Source organism: Mycobacterium sp. IDUB_19, from assembly GCF_055419445.1.
On sequence record NZ_JBVAXR010000003.1, the window covers coordinates 57,842 to 72,346 of the forward strand.

The 14,505-nt window shown below is 67.5% G+C and carries 14 protein-coding genes; 10 read left to right on the plus strand and 4 right to left on the minus strand.

Annotation, left to right across the window (positions count from 1 at the left end; translation table 11 throughout):
• Positions 1 to 6: 6 nt before the first annotated feature.
• From ACZY0B_RS04025 to ACZY0B_RS04040, 4 genes are all read left to right on the plus strand, one after another.
• Positions 7 to 939 (plus strand): phosphatidate cytidylyltransferase, encoded by a 933-nt coding sequence (locus tag ACZY0B_RS04025; RefSeq protein WP_463762702.1) that lies wholly within the window; start codon positions 7 to 9, stop codon positions 937 to 939.
• A 22-nt stretch (positions 940 to 961) separates the two neighbouring features.
• The gene (gene rlmN / locus ACZY0B_RS04030; RefSeq protein WP_463762703.1) at positions 962 to 2,056 is read left to right on the plus strand and encodes a dual-specificity RNA methyltransferase RlmN; all 1,095 of its coding nucleotides are present in this window, start codon (positions 962 to 964) and stop codon (positions 2,054 to 2,056) included.
• A gap of 67 nt (positions 2,057 to 2,123) precedes the next feature.
• Positions 2,124 to 2,636, plus strand: coding sequence for a protein disulfide oxidoreductase (locus ACZY0B_RS04035; protein WP_463762704.1), 513 nt, complete (start codon positions 2,124 to 2,126; stop codon positions 2,634 to 2,636).
• The gene (locus ACZY0B_RS04040) at positions 2,633 to 3,499 is read left to right on the plus strand and encodes a cytochrome c biogenesis CcdA family protein (protein WP_463762705.1); all 867 of its coding nucleotides are present in this window, start codon (positions 2,633 to 2,635) and stop codon (positions 3,497 to 3,499) included. Before ACZY0B_RS04035 ends, ACZY0B_RS04040 begins: the two co-directional genes overlap by 4 nt.
• A 15-nt stretch (positions 3,500 to 3,514) precedes the next feature.
• Here ACZY0B_RS04040 and ACZY0B_RS04045 read toward each other — a convergent pair whose 3' ends face one another.
• From ACZY0B_RS04045 to ACZY0B_RS04060, 4 genes are all read right to left on the minus strand, one after another.
• Entirely contained in the window at positions 3,515 to 3,769 is a 255-nt protein-coding gene (locus ACZY0B_RS04045; protein WP_463762706.1) for a DUF2631 domain-containing protein, read from the minus strand.
• Positions 3,770 to 3,941: 172 nt separating this feature from the next.
• Entirely contained in the window at positions 3,942 to 4,523 is a 582-nt protein-coding gene (locus ACZY0B_RS04050) for a fasciclin domain-containing protein (protein ID WP_463762707.1), read from the minus strand.
• Positions 4,524 to 4,627: 104 nt separating this feature from the next.
• Entirely contained in the window at positions 4,628 to 6,370 is a 1,743-nt protein-coding gene (locus ACZY0B_RS04055) for a cytochrome c biogenesis protein DipZ (RefSeq protein ID WP_463762708.1), read from the minus strand.
• A gap of 128 nt (positions 6,371 to 6,498) precedes the next feature.
• Entirely contained in the window at positions 6,499 to 7,164 is a 666-nt protein-coding gene (locus ACZY0B_RS04060) for a fasciclin domain-containing protein (protein ID WP_463762709.1), read from the minus strand.
• A 137-nt stretch (positions 7,165 to 7,301) separates the two neighbouring features.
• On the opposite strand from ACZY0B_RS04060, the gene dxr reads away from it, so the two are divergent.
• The 6 genes from dxr (at position 7,302) to ACZY0B_RS04090 (ending at position 14,442) form a co-directional block, all read left to right on the plus strand.
• Positions 7,302 to 8,495: a 1-deoxy-D-xylulose-5-phosphate reductoisomerase gene (gene dxr / locus ACZY0B_RS04065; protein ID WP_463762710.1), complete on the plus strand. Its 1,194-nt coding sequence runs from the start codon at positions 7,302 to 7,304 to the stop codon at positions 8,493 to 8,495.
• Between the two features lie 37 nt (positions 8,496 to 8,532).
• Entirely contained in the window at positions 8,533 to 9,756 is a 1,224-nt protein-coding gene (locus tag ACZY0B_RS04070) for a M50 family metallopeptidase (protein WP_463762711.1), read from the plus strand.
• Positions 9,757 to 9,777: 21 nt separating this feature from the next.
• Positions 9,778 to 10,956 (plus strand): flavodoxin-dependent (E)-4-hydroxy-3-methylbut-2-enyl-diphosphate synthase, encoded by a 1,179-nt coding sequence (ispG, locus tag ACZY0B_RS04075; protein ID WP_463762712.1) that lies wholly within the window; start codon positions 9,778 to 9,780, stop codon positions 10,954 to 10,956.
• Positions 10,957 to 11,011: 55 nt separating this feature from the next.
• Positions 11,012 to 11,866 carry a GNAT family N-acetyltransferase gene (locus ACZY0B_RS04080; protein ID WP_463762713.1) on the plus strand — a complete coding sequence of 285 codons (855 nt, stop codon included), beginning with the start codon at positions 11,012 to 11,014 and terminating at the stop codon, positions 11,864 to 11,866.
• Between the two features lie 110 nt (positions 11,867 to 11,976).
• Positions 11,977 to 13,806: a penicillin-binding transpeptidase domain-containing protein gene (locus tag ACZY0B_RS04085; RefSeq protein WP_463762714.1), complete on the plus strand. Its 1,830-nt coding sequence runs from the start codon at positions 11,977 to 11,979 to the stop codon at positions 13,804 to 13,806.
• A gap of 51 nt (positions 13,807 to 13,857) precedes the next feature.
• Complete coding sequence (locus ACZY0B_RS04090; RefSeq protein ID WP_463762715.1) at positions 13,858 to 14,442, plus strand: DUF1707 SHOCT-like domain-containing protein; 585 nt, start codon at positions 13,858 to 13,860, stop codon at positions 14,440 to 14,442.
• Positions 14,443 to 14,505 lie beyond the last annotated feature (63 nt).

Consider the following 14,505-nt stretch of genomic DNA (forward strand, 5'->3'; position numbering starts at 1 on the left):
AAGTCCGTGGCAACCCCCGATGCTGGCGCAGGCACCCCGTCCGACGCGCGGGAGGCCAGCGAAACGGCGCGGGAGCCGACCCGGAAGACGTCTCGCGCGGGGCGCGACCTGCCCGCCGCATTCGCGGTCGGGCTGTTCACCGGTGGACTTGTGGTCGTCACGCTGATGTTCGCGCCGCGCTACTGGGTGGTGCTGTGCTCCGGAGCGATTTTGATCGCCAGCCATGAGGTGGTGCGGCGGCTGCGCGAAGCGGGCTATGTCATCCCGGTCATACCGCTGCTGGTCGGTGGGCAGGTCACCGTCTGGCTGACTTGGCCGTTCGGTGCTCGGGGAGCGTTGGCAGGTTTCGGCGCCACCGTGGTGGTGTGCATGTTCTGGCGGCTGTTCATGCACGACGAAAGCAGGCACCACGATCCGGATGCCGGCCCGCCACCCCCGTCGAACTACCTGCGCGATGCGTCGGCCACCATCTTCTTGACCGCATGGGTCCCGTTGTTCGCCTCCTTCGCCGCGCTGCTGGTTTACCACCCGTCCGAAGGCGCGGGGCGGGTGTTCTGCCTGATGATGACGGTCGTCGCCTCCGATGTGGGTGGCTACGCGTTCGGCGTGCTGTTCGGCAAGCATCCGTGGGTTCCGATGATCAGCCCGAAGAAGTCGTGGGAGGGACTGGCCGGTTCGCTGGTCTGCGGGATCACCGCGGCGTTGTTGATCGCGACATTCCTGGCACGCAGACCGCCGTGGGAGGGTGTGGTACTCGGGTTCGTGCTGGTGCTGACCTGCGCGCTTGGCGATCTGGTGGAATCCCAGGTCAAGCGTGACCTCGGTATCAAGGACATGGGCCGGCTGCTTCCCGGCCATGGGGGCCTGATGGACCGGCTCGACGGCGTGCTTCCGTCGGCGGTCGCGGCCTGGACGCTGTTCACATTGCTGCCGGCCTGAGAAGGCCGATACTGGTCACGTCATGGTCCAAGAATTGGTGTTCGACGCGCCGCGCCGCGGCTTGCCGCCGCGGCATCTCGCCGACCTCGACGCGAATGGGCGGGCCGCGGCCGTCGCGGACCTGGGCTTGCCGGCGTTTCGGGCCAAACAGCTCGCTAACCAGTACTACGGCCGGCTGATCGCCGATCCGCGGCAGATGACCGATCTGCCTGCGGCGGTGCGCGATGTGATCGCCGAGACCATGTTCCCGAACCTGATCACCGTCGCCACCGAAATCACCTGCGACGCGGGCCAGACTCGAAAGACGTTGTGGCGGGCCATCGATGGCACGACCTTCGAATCGGTGATGATGCGCTACCCGCAGCGAAACACGGTGTGCATCTCGTCGCAGGCCGGCTGCGGCATGGCGTGTCCGTTCTGCGCCACCGGCCAAGGCGGATTGACGCGCAACCTGTCGACGGCGGAGATCCTGGAACAAGTGCGCGCCGCCGCGGTGGCGCTGCGCGACGACTTCGGTGACCGGCTGTCGAACGTCGTCTTCATGGGCATGGGGGAGCCGCTGGCCAATTACGCCAGGGTGCTCGCCGCGGTGCGGCGCATCACCGAGGCGCCCCCGCACGGCTTCGGCATCTCGGCCCGCTCGGTGACGGTGTCGACGGTGGGCCTGGCCCCGGCGATCCGCAAGCTCGCCGACGAACGCCTGGGAGTGACGCTGGCGTTGTCGCTGCACGCGCCCGACGACGAGCTGCGCGACACGCTGGTTCCGGTCAACAACCGGTGGAAGATCGGCGAGGCGCTGGACGCGGCGCGATACTACGGCGACGTGACCGGCCGGCGGGTGTCGATCGAGTACGCGTTGATTCGCGACGTCAACGACCAACCCTGGCGGGCCGACCTGCTCGGCAAGCGGCTGCACGGCGCGCTCGGGCCGCTGGTGCACGTCAACCTGATTCCGCTCAACCCGACGCCGGGCAGTGACTGGGATGCCAGCCCCAAGGACGTGGAGCGGGAGTTCGTCCGGCGGGTCCGGGCAAAAGGCGTCTCGTGCACGGTACGAGACACCCGGGGCCGCGAGATCAGCGCCGCGTGCGGGCAGCTGGCCTTCGAGAAGGGGTAGAGCAGCGCTGAACCAGGCGGCGGGCTACTCCGTCTTGTGAGGTAGAAGTCCAGCAAAGGGGGTTGCCATGACCATTCGCTTGGTATCGCACGTCAAGATGTTTGCCGCGGCCTTGGTAATGGGCCTTGTCGCGGTTGTCCTGATGTCGGCAGCCGCGCCGCGCGCGCTGGCCGCCGACGATCGACTGCAGTTCACCGGAACCACGCTGAGCGGCGCGCCGTTCAACGGCGCCAGCCTGCAGGGGAAGCCGGCGGTGCTGTGGTTCTGGGCGCCGTTCTGCCCGTTCTGCAACGCCGAAGCTCCCGGCGTCGGTCAGGTGGCGGCGGCCAATCCCGGTGTCACCTTCGTCGGCATCGCCGGGCATTCGGATGTCGGCGCCGAACAAAACTTCGTCTCCAAGTACAACGTGAACTTCACCAACCTCAACGACGCCGACGGCTCGATCTGGGCCCGCTACAACGTGCCCTGGCAGCCGGCGTACGTGTTCTACCGGGCGGACGGTAGCTCGACGTTCGTCAACAACCCGACCTCGGCCATGTCCCAGCAAGAGCTGGCCGGGCGGGTCGCCGCGCTGAAGTGAATCAAGGCCTCGTCGGTCTGGCGTTCGCCGCCGGGTTGGTGGCCGCGGTGAACCCGTGCGGGTTCGCGATGCTGCCCGCCTACCTGCTGCTGGTGGTGCGCGAGCAGCACGGTGAACGCGCCGGCCCGCTTGCCGGAGTGGGGCGTGCCCTGAGCGCTACCGCGGGGATGGCGCTCGGTTTTCTGACGGTGTTCGGTTCGTTCGGCGCGCTGACCATCTCGGCGGCCACCACGGTGCAGCGATACCTGCCGTACGCGACGGTGGTGATCGGCGTTGTGCTTGTCGCGCTTGGGATTTGGCTGCTGTCGGGTCGGGAGTTGACCGCCCTGACGCCCCGGCAGCTGGGACCGCGGTGGGCTCCGAAGCAGCAGGGATCACGCATTGTGGGCATGTACGGCTACGGGATCAGCTACGCGATCGCGTCGCTGTCCTGCACCATCGGGCCGTTTCTGGCGGTCACCGCCGCCGGCTTGCGGAGCGGGTCGGTCGTCACGGGGGTGTCGATCTATCTGGCTTACGTCGCGGGCCTGACCCTGGTCGTCGGCGTGCTTGCCATCGCCGCCGCGACCGCGAGCTCGGCCCTGGCCGATCGGCTGCGGCGGATCTTGCCGTTCGTCAATCGGATCGGCGGCGCGCTGCTGGTGCTGGTCGGGCTGTACGTCGCCTATTACGGCCTCTACGAGTTGCGGCTGCTGAACACCGCCGCGGATCCGCGGGATGCGGTGATCACCGCGGCCGGCCGGATGCAGGGCGTGCTGGCCGGCTGGGTGCACCAGCACGGCGTCTGGCCGTGGATCGTGGCGCTGTTTGCCCTGGTGGCCGCCGCGCTGGTGAATGCGTGGCAGCGCCGCGCGCGGCGTTGAGCAGTGGTGTGACGGCTACCTGATCCAGCCGCGCCGGCGGCCCCACATGTCGCGGATCAGGACGAAGAGCGCGAGGACGGCGAACCCGATCAGGAAGTTGTCCTCGACGTGGCCGACGTGATTGCCGCGCAGCATCGCCAGCAGGAAGATGACGCCGAGGATGCCGACACCGTGCCAGGTGCGGGTGTTGATCTTGCTCCACCCCCACGCGGCGGATGGCACCTCGGCCGGGTCGACGCCGTTGTAGTGCTCCACCTCGGTACTGGCCACGGCGATTCCCTTCGGGTCCGATCGTCTTCTGCCTCGATATTCTGGCACACACTCCGGGCTGCGGCGCTTCTCAGGGCGCCGGTTGGCGACCGACCGTACCGCGCTGGTCGGCCACCAACCTCGGCTGACATCCGGTCCCGTAGAACCACACAACCAGCCTGCTTCTGCCCGTCTACGACGGCGGCATCAGCACCGTGTCGATCATGTACACCGTCGCGTTCGCGGTCGGCACCCCACCGCAGACCACGCTCGCGTTGTTGACCTTGAGGCCGTTGCCCTGACCGGTCACCGTCGCATTCGCTCCCTGAAGGGTGGGGTGAGTGCCGACGACCCTGTCCGGGCTCAATTGCCCCTGAACAACGTGGTAGGTCAGGATGCTCTTGAGCATCGCCGCGTTCGTCTTCAGCTGACCGATCGTGGACTCGGGCAGCTTGCTGAACGCCGCGTCTGTCGGCGCGAACACCGTGTACTGACCGTTGTTGAGGGTGTCGACCAGGTTCACCTGCGGGTTGAGCTGGCCGGAAAGCGCCGAGGTGAGCGTGGTGAGCTGAGGATTGTTCGACGCCGCCACGGCAACGGGAACCTGCGACATCCCTTCCACCGAAGCGGGACCGTTGGGATGGGCAGCTGCGTAGTCCGCGCATCCCGGGCCCACCAAATCAGCGGCCCCAGCGCTCGGGGAGACAGCGACCCCGAGGCTCAAGATGCCGGCCGCCGCGAAACTGGTTGCCGCAATTTTGCTGTGTACTTTCATTGCCATTCACTCCCTGATAGGCCGGCAGAATTCACCCCGTTTGGCTGAACCCCGGCCTCACTTGTTCGGAGCGGATCCGCTTTGGGATTGGTCGCGACAACGAATTAGCCGTAGGTGAAGGAAAATACCTGCAAGCCGTTGCTGGGCCGCACCTCTAGTGTCCCGGGGCTCATCCGGTCGCCGGCGACGATCCGGTGGGAGGTCGGCGGCCCGCTGATCGGCACCGTTGTTGATTTTCCATCCCGCGTCACTGTGAGTGTTCCGGTTCCGCCGGCCACGATGTAGACGTTTTTCGCCCGGTAGTTGAGTTTGATGGCGGCGTTGTCGCCGTCGGCCGTCGCGCCCTGATAATCCAGCGACCACGGCCCCGTCAGCGCAAAGCTGTTGGCCTTCAGGTCCGGCGGATACTCAAACGTCGCGGCCCCTTCGTCATACGTGCCGCGGCCACCGTAATTCACCACTTTGCCAACGGCGAAATACGTTTCGGGCGTGAGGCCGGGCTGCGGGGTGGTGTCGGCCGCGTCGACAGGCGGGGGGAGCTTGACGCCCGGCTTCGCGTCGGCGAGCAACTGCCGGATCAGCTTCTCGGTCACGTTGTAATCGCCTTCGCCGAACTTGATGTGGCGAACCGTGCCGTCGGCGTCGATGAGATATTCGGCCGGCCAGTATCGGTTGCGGTAGTTCGTCCAGGTGCTGTAGCCGTCATCCAGCGCGATCGGGTAGGTGATGCCCAGATCCGCAGCGCCCTGGGCGACGTTGTCCGGAACTTTCTCGAACGCGTACTCAGGGGTGTGCACGCCGATGACCTCGAAGCCGCTGTCCCGGTAGGCGCGATACCAGCCGACGACATGCGGGATTGCGCGTTGGCAGTTGATGCAGGAGTAGGCCCAGAAATCAATCAGCACGACTTTGCCGCGTAACGAATTCAGGGCAATCGGCTTGCCCTCCGAAGTGTTCAGCCACCCCGCGATTCCCTTGAGATCTGGTGCAGAGCCACAACTTTCGAGGGTCGACGCGCCGTTGCTGCAGTTCGACAGCTGCGCGTTCTGGGCGTTGACGATGCCGCCGAGGTTCAGCTTCTCCCGGATCCTGTCGGACCCGCCGACTTTCTGCTGCAGCGCGGCCGTGTAGTCGGGAATGGCTCGCTGCAACGTGGCCGGCAGGTCGAATACCAGTGCCACCGCGAGCAGGATCGTCACAATTCCAGCGGTGATTCGGATCTCGCGCTGTCGGCTCCGAAAAGCCTTGACACGCTCGGCGACCCGTTGGCCGGCCAGTGCGAAGGACAGCAGCGGCAGCGCGGCGCCGAGGGCGAACGCACCCGTCAGCACGACGATGCCGGCGCTGATGGTCGCGGTGGCCCCGGCCACCACGATGGCTGCGAGAACGGGCCCCGCACAGGGGACGTAGAGCACACCCAGCGCCAGACCGAGCCCGAAACCATTGCCGCGGTTGGCGATTTGCTTTTGTGGGATGCGAGAGAACGGCCGCTCCAGCAGCTGCTCAAACTTCGGAAAGATGAGGCCGATACCGATCGTTACCAACGCCACCAGCGCGATCCAGCGGATGGCGTCCTGCGGTAGGTGCAGCAGCGACAGTAGTGCCGAGCCGAGCAGGGTCACCACGCTGAAGCTGAGCACCAGGCCGCCGATCACCCGGTACGGGCGCAAGGTCTCGGACAGCTCGCGCTTTGGCTGGACCGCCACAGCGCCTTCGGATTCCGGTGACGCCATCGCACCACCGCGCCGGGTGCCGGAGAAAAATATCACCGGCAACACCGGCAGGATGCATGGTGATATCCCGGTGATCAGGCCCCCGAGGAAGCCGATCAAAGCAAGCGTCAGCATGTCTGGTATTCGTCGCCGTCGTCGGCGTGGATTGGTAAGAGCGGCAACGGCTTATGGCACATTCGCCTACACGCGACAAGGTAGGGCACCCCGCGCGACGGGCTGCCCTACCTCGGGTGCGGTAAACGTTACTGCGCCGGCGGCATCAGCACCGTGTCGATCATGTACACCGTCGCGTTCGCGGTGTGCACCCCGCCGCACACCAGGCCCGCGTCGTTGACCTTGAGGTCGTTTCCCTGACCGGTCACCGTCGAGTTGGCGCCCTGCAGGGTCGGGTGGGTGCCGTCGACCTTCGCCGGACTCAACTGACCCTGCACCACGTGATACGTCAGGATGCTTTTCAGCAACGGGGCATCCGTCTTGAGTTTGTCGACGGTGGCCGGCGGAAGCTTGGCGAATGCGGCGTCAGTCGGAGCGAACACCGTGTACTGCCCATTGTTCAGGGTGTCGACGAGGTTCACGCTCGGGTTGAGCTTGCCCGATAGCGCCGAAGTCAGGGTGGTCAGCATCGGATTGTTCGACGCCGCCGTCGCGACCGGGTCCTGCGCCATCCCGGCCACCGACCCCGGGCCGCTCGGATTCTGCGCGGCGTAGGCCGAGCACCCGGACCCGATCAGGTCCGCGGCCGGATTCGCCGTCGCCGACGTCGTGGCGGACGCCGCCATGCTGCTCGCCGGCGTCGCGCTGGTGGTGTCTTGAGCCGCGGGTTTGTTGCTCGAGCACCCAGCGAAACCCACGATCGCCATTGCTGCGAGGCTCGCCGCCGCAACTGCCTTGGCCTGCACGTTCATCATCGAGTTCTGACTCCTTCGCTATACACGGCGTTTCCACCGTCCTCCCGTTGACAGAAGTGATTCGGAGTGACGCCGGTCACGGATGGGTCTGAAAACCATTCGGTTCCGTCTCGCCCGCCGGGCTGCACAATGAGTAAGTGAGCAACCCGACCACCGAAGCGCCGGCCGACGGCCCCATCCGCGTGCTCGTGTTGGGCAGCACCGGCTCCATCGGCACCCAGGCACTCGAGGTCATCGCCGCCAACCCGGACCGCTTCGAGGTGGTCGGGCTGGCGGCCGGCGGGTCGAACCTGGACACGTTGGCGCGCCAGCGCGCCGAGACCGGGGTGACCAATATCGCCGTCGCCGACGAACACGCGGCCGCCGCACTCGGAGACATCGCCTTCCACGGGCCCGAAGCCGTTACCCGGCTGGTCGAGGAGACCGAGGCCGACGTCGTGCTCAATGCCCTGGTCGGGGCGCTGGGCCTGCGACCGACCTTGGCGGCCCTGAACTCGGGGGCGCGGCTGGCGCTGGCCAACAAGGAATCGCTGATCGCGGGCGGTCCGCTGGTCCTCAAGGCCGCACAGCCGGGTCAGATCGTGCCGGTGGACTCCGAGCACTCCGCGCTGGCCCAATGCCTGCGCGGCGGCGAACCAGACGAGGTCGCCAAGCTGGTGCTGACTGCCTCGGGTGGGCCGTTCCGCGGCTGGGCCGCCGCCGACCTGGAAGCCGTCACACCCGAGCAGGCCGGTGCCCATCCGACCTGGTCAATGGGCCCGATGAACACGCTGAACTCGGCGTCGCTGGTCAACAAGGGGCTCGAACTCATCGAAACGCACCTGCTGTTCGGCATTCCCTACGACCGCATCGAGGTCGTGGTGCACCCCCAATCGATTGTTCATTCAATGGTCACGTTCATCGACGGCTCGACGATCGCCCAGGCCAGCCCGCCGGATATGAAGCTGCCCATCTCGCTGGCGTTGGGCTGGCCGCGGCGGGTGGCCGGGGCGGCCGCGAGCTGCGACTTCACCACGGCATCTAGCTGGGACTTCGAGCCGCTGGACAGCGACGTTTTCCCGGCCGTCGAGCTGGCCCGGCACGCCGGAGAGACCGGCGGCTGCATGACCGCGGTCTACAACGCCGCCAACGAGGAAGCCGCGGCGGCCTTCCTGGACGGCCGTATCGGCTTTCCCGCCATCGTCAGAACAATCGGCGACGTGCTGAGCGCCGCCGACCAATGGGCCGTTTCACCCGCTAACGTGGAAGAGGTACTAGACGCGCAGCGCTGGGCCCGGGAGCGAGCGCAGCGCGCGGTCACCACCGCAAGCCCCGCGGGAGTCTGGAAATAAGGTCTCGGGAACGGTCTTAGAAAGGTCCTAGCGCCTGATGATGTTCGCAATCGGCATTGTGCTGTTCGCGCTGGCCATCCTGATCTCGGTGGCCCTGCACGAATGCGGCCACATGTGGGTCGCGCGCGCCACCGGCATGAAGGTGCGCCGCTATTTCGTCGGGTTCGGCCCCACGCTGTGGTCGACCCGGCGCGGTGAGACCGAATACGGTGTCAAGGCCGTTCCGCTGGGTGGATTCTGCGACATCGCCGGGATGACCCCGGTCGAGGAGCTGGCGTTCGACGAGACCGACCGGGCGATGTACAAGCAGGCGACGTGGAAGCGCGTCGCGGTGCTGTTCGCCGGCCCGGGCATGAACTTCGTCATCTGTCTGGCTCTGATCTACGTCATCGCGATGATCTGGGGGCTGCCCAACCTGCATCCGCCCACCAAGGCGATTGTCGGTGAAACCGCTTGTGTCGCACCGGAAACGGCGCCGGGCAAGATCGGGAACTGCAACGGCCCCGGTCCGGCCGCGCTGGCCGGCATTCGCCCAGGCGATGTCGTCGTCAAGGTCGGCGACACCCCGGTGTCCACCTTCGACGACATGGCCGCCGCGATCCGCAAGCTGCACGGCACCGCGCCGATCGTCGTCGAGCGGGACGGCACCCCGATCACCGCTTACGTCGACATCACGCAAACTCAGCGCTACGTGACCACCGGAGGCAACGGAGGGGACGGAAAGCCCGCGGCCGCAACGGTCGGCGCCATGGGCGTCGGCGCCGTCAAAGTCACGCCCACGCGCTACGGCGTGCTCACCGCCATTCCCGCCACGTTCGCCTTCACCGGCGACCTGACGGTCGAGGTGGGCAAGGCGCTGGTCACTATCCCGACGAAGGTCGGCGCGCTGGTGCACGCGATCGGCGGCGGGCAGCGCGACCCGGAGACGCCGATGAGCGTCGTCGGGGCCAGCATCATCGGCGGCGACACCGTCGACCACGGGTTATGGGTGGCATTCTGGTTCTTCCTGGCCCAGTTGAACCTGATTCTGGGCGCGATCAACCTGTTGCCGCTGCTGCCTTTCGACGGCGGCCACATCGCGGTCGCGGTGTTCGAAAGGATCCGCAACCTGGTGCGGTCCGCCCGCGGCATGGTCGCGGCGGCGCCGGTGAACTATCTCAAGCTCATGCCTGCGACCTACGTGGTCTTGGTGTTTGTGGTCGGCTACATGCTGCTGACCGTGACCGCAGATCTGGTCAACCCGATCAGGCTCTTTCAGTAACCAACCGAAGGAATTCGAACAGTGGACATTGGCTTGGGCATGCCGGAGGCTCCGGCGCCCACGCTCGCACCCCGGCGCAAGACGCGCCAATTGATGGTGCGCGACGTCGGGGTCGGCAGCGACCACCCGATTTCGGTGCAGTCGATGTGCACCACCAAGACTCACGACGTCAACACGACGCTGCAGCAGATCGCCGAGCTGACGGCCGCGGGCTGCAACATCGTCCGGGTCGCCTGCCCGCGTCAGGAGGATGCCGACGCGCTGGCCGAGATCGCCCGGCACAGCCAGATCCCGGTGATCGCCGACATCCACTTCCAGCCGAAGTACATCTTCGCCGCGATCGACGCCGGATGTGCTGCGGTGCGGGTCAATCCGGGCAACATCAAGGAGTTCGACGGCCGGGTCGGTGAAGTCGCGAAGGCGGCCGGCGCCGCCGGTATCCCGATCCGGATCGGCGTCAACGCCGGCTCGCTGGACAAGCGGTTCATGGAGAAGTACGGCAAGGCCACGCCCGAGGCGCTGGTCGAGTCGGCGCTGTGGGAGGCCTCGCTGTTCGAGGAGCACGGCTTCGGCGACATCAAGATCAGCGTCAAGCACAACGACCCGGTGGTGATGGTCGCGGCCTATGAGCAGCTGGCCGCGCAGTGCGACTACCCGCTGCACCTCGGCGTCACCGAGGCCGGGCCGGCGTTTCAGGGCACCATCAAGTCGGCGGTGGCGTTCGGCGCCCTGCTGTCGCGCGGCATCGGCGACACCATCCGGGTGTCCCTGTCGGCGCCACCGGTCGAGGAAGTCAAGGTCGGCATTCAGATTCTCGAGTCGCTGAACCTGCACCCGCGCGGGCTGGAGATCGTGTCGTGCCCGTCGTGCGGTCGCGCGCAGGTCGATGTCTACGCCCTGGCCAACGCGGTCTCCGCGGGGCTCGACGGTCTCGATGTGCCGCTGCGGGTCGCCGTGATGGGGTGCGTGGTGAACGGCCCGGGGGAGGCCCGCGAAGCCGATCTCGGCGTTGCCTCCGGAAATGGCAAGGGCCAGATCTTCGTTCGCGGCGAGGTGATCAAGACCGTGCCCGAAGCCCAGATCGTCGAGACGCTGATCGAAGAGGCCATGCGGTTGGCTTCCGAAAGCGGACAAGCGGCGGGAAGTGATAACGGTCCTGGCTCAACAGCAAGCGGTTCGCCAATTGTGACCGTAAGCTGATTAAGACCAGTTCGCTCTTGCTGGCCCTCAGTTCGCACCACAGAGAGTTCGCCAGATGTCGGCTCCGCCCCTGTTTCGCCTAGTCGGCGACCGACGGGTGTCCGTGGTGCGTGACGCCGCCGCGGTCTGGCGAGTTCTGGACGAGGACCCGATCGGGTCGTGCATGGTCGCCTCCCGCGTCGCCGATCACGGGATCGACCCCGGTGCGATCGGTGGGGAGCTGTGGACCCGCCGCGGCGCGGACGAGTCGCTGTGTTTCGCCGGAGCCAACCTGATCCCGCTGCGCGGGCTGCCGACCGACCTGAATGCGTTTGCGGACGAGGCGATGAGCGGGACACGGCGCTGTTCATCGCTGGTCGGCCGGGCCAGCCTGGTACTGCCGATGTGGGAGCGGCTGGAGCAGGCCTGGGGGCCGGCGCGCGACGTGCGCGAACGCCAACCACTGATGGCGCTGGCCAAGCACCCGTTCTGCGAGCTCGACCCCGAGGTGCGCCAGGTGCGGCCCGAGGAGCTGGACGCCTACCTGGTGGCCGCGGTCGACATGTTCATCGGCGAGGTCGGCATCGACCCGCGGCTCGGGGACGGCGGTCGCGGGTACCGCCGCCGGGTGGCCAGTCTGATCGCGGCCGGGCGCGCCTGGGCCCGGTTCGAGCACGGCCAGGTCGTCTTCAAGGCCGAGGTGGGGTCGCAGTCGCCCGCGGTCGGCCAGATCCAGGGCGTCTGGGTGCATCCGGAATGGCGTGGCCTGGGGCTCGGCGCCCGCGGCACCGCGATGCTGGCGGCCGTGATCGTCGGCAGCGGGCGCATTGCCAGCCTGTACGTCAACGACTTCAACGAGGTGGCGCGGGCGGCGTACTCCCGGGTGGGCTTCGCCGAGGTCGGCACCTTCGCGACCGTGCTGCTCGACTAGCGGCGGTCGCCCACTCTCGGCACGAGGGATTCGCGCCAATCCGTGCATAACGGTTCGGCCTCGGTGTGTCTGCGGGGCAGTAGCGGCCCGCGTTCATAACATCTGTAACGATGGCAACAAGAAGCACACTGGTATCAGGCGTATCAATGGTCTCAGGACTGTTGCTCGTCGCGGCTGTCGCGCTGTCTGGGTGCACTCCGCGTCCCGACGGGCCGGGGCCCGCCGCGGAGAAGTACTTCCGCGCCTTGGCCATTGGCGATACCGCGACCGCCGCCCAACTCAGCGACAACCCCAACGAGGCCCGCGAAGCGCTCAACGCGGCCTGGGCCGGGCTGCAGGCCACCCACCTGGACGCGCAGGTCCTCAGCGCCAAGTACGCCGAGGACACCGGCACCGTCAGCTATCGCTTCACTTGGCACCTGCCCAAGAACCGGCTCTGGAGCTATGACGGCCAGCTGCAGATGGCCCGCTACGAGGGGCGCTGGGAGGTTCGCTGGGCGCCCAACGGGCTGCACCCCAAGCTGGGCGAGCATCAGACCTTCGCACTGCGCGCCGACGCGCCACACCGGGCCTCGGTGAACGAACTCGGGGGCAGCGACGTACTGGCGCCCGGCTACCGCTACCACTACACGCTGGACGCCACCCAGGCCGGACCGCCGCAGTCGCTGAGCTTCGCCACCCACTCGATCGTCGACGTGCTGCGGCCCTTCAACGACACGCTGACCGACCCGCAGCTGCTCGCCGAGCAGGCCAGCTCGGCGACGCATCCGATCGATCTGGGCGTCACGCTGCTTCCGGCCGACAACGACAAGGTGTTTCCGGCGATCGGCAGGCTGCCCGGCATCGTGGTGACGCCCCAGGCCGACATGCTGGCGACCGACCCGCACTTCGCCCCGGCCGTCATCGGCGAAGTCAAGAAGGCCGTGATCGACCAACTCGACGGCCAGGCCGGCTGGCGGGTGGTCAGCGTCAACCAGAACAACGTCGACGTCGCGGTGCTGCACGAGGTCGACGGCTCGCCGGCGCCGTCGGTGTCGATCACCTTGGACCGGGTGGTGCAGAACGCCGCCCAGCGCGCGGTGGACAACAAGGGCGGCAAGGCGATGATCGTCGTGATCAAGCCGTCGACGGGGGAGATCCTGGCCATCGCGCAGAACGGCGGCGCCGATGCCGACGGCCTGCCCGCCACCAACGGCCTGTTTCCGCCCGGGTCGACGTTCAAGATGGTCACGGCCGGCGCGGCCGTCGACCGCGACATGGTGACGCCCAACTCGATGCTGGGTTGCCCGGGCCATCTCGACATCGGGCACCGCACCATCCCGAACTACGGCGGCTTCGACCTCGGCGTGGTCTCGTTGTCCCGCGCGTTCGCCAGTTCGTGCAACACCACGTTCGCCGAGTTGGGCAGCAGGATGCCGCCGCGCGGGTTGACCCAGACGGCCTCCCAATACGGGATCGGGCTTGACTACACGGTGGACGGCATCACCACCGTGACCGGGTCGGTGCCGCCGACGGTCGACTTGGCCGAGCGCACCGAAGACGGCTTCGGCCAGGGCAAAGTGCTGGCCAGCCCGTTCGGCATGGCCCTGGTGGCGGCCACCGTCGCGGCCGGGAAAACCCCAGTGCCGCAACTGATCGCGGGCCGGCCGACGGCGGTCGAGGGCGACAACACCCCGATCAGCCCGAAGATGATCGATGCGCTGCGACCGATGATGCGACTGGTGGTGACGAACGGGACCGCCAAGGAGATCAACGGCTGCGGCGAGGTCTACGGCAAGACCGGTGAGGCCGAATTCCCGGGCGGGTCGCACTCCTGGTTCGCCGGGTATCGCGGCGATCTGGCCTTCGCGGCGCTGATCGTCGGGGGTGGCAGCTCGGAGTGGGCGGTCCGGATGACGAAATTCATGTTCGACGCGATGCCGCCCGGCTATCTGGCCTGAAGCGCCCGGTGCGCCCGGTCCTGGGGCCCGCAACAGCGGTAAATTGCGAACATGACGGATACCGGCGGGGACATGGTGACGTTGCGCGTCTCCGATGCGGACCGCAACGGGACGATGCGGCGGCTGCACAACGCGGTTGCGCTCGGGCTGATCGATATCGACGAGTTCGAACAGCGCTCGTCGCAGGTGTCCTACGCGCGCACCCGCCCCGAGCTGGACGGCCTGGTCGGTGACCTGCCCGGGCCGGGCGCGATCGTCACCTCCGCGGCAGACCGGGTCGAGCTGCGTGGCTGGGCCGGCTCGCTGCGGCGACACGGCGAATGGACGGTGCCCACCCGGTTGGCGCTGGTACGCCGGCTGGGATCGGTCAAACTCGAGCTCACCAAGGCCCGGTTCGCCGGGCCGGTGGTGGTCGTCGAACTCGACGTGCGGTTCGGCTCGGTCGATATCTGGCTGCCGGACGGCGCCAGCGCCTCGATCGACGACGTCGAGGTCTATGGAGGCAGTGCCCGCGACCGCCGCAAGGATGCGCCCGGCGAAGGCAGGCCGCATGTGGTGCTGACCGGCCGGGTGGTGTGCGGCTCGGTGACGATCCATGGACCACGCCGTTCGCTGCTGCGTCGCCGCGGGGTCTGATCGCCGGGCTGCGGCTCCACGCCCGATCGCCCCGCTGTCGCGGCCCGATCGCCCCGCTGCCGA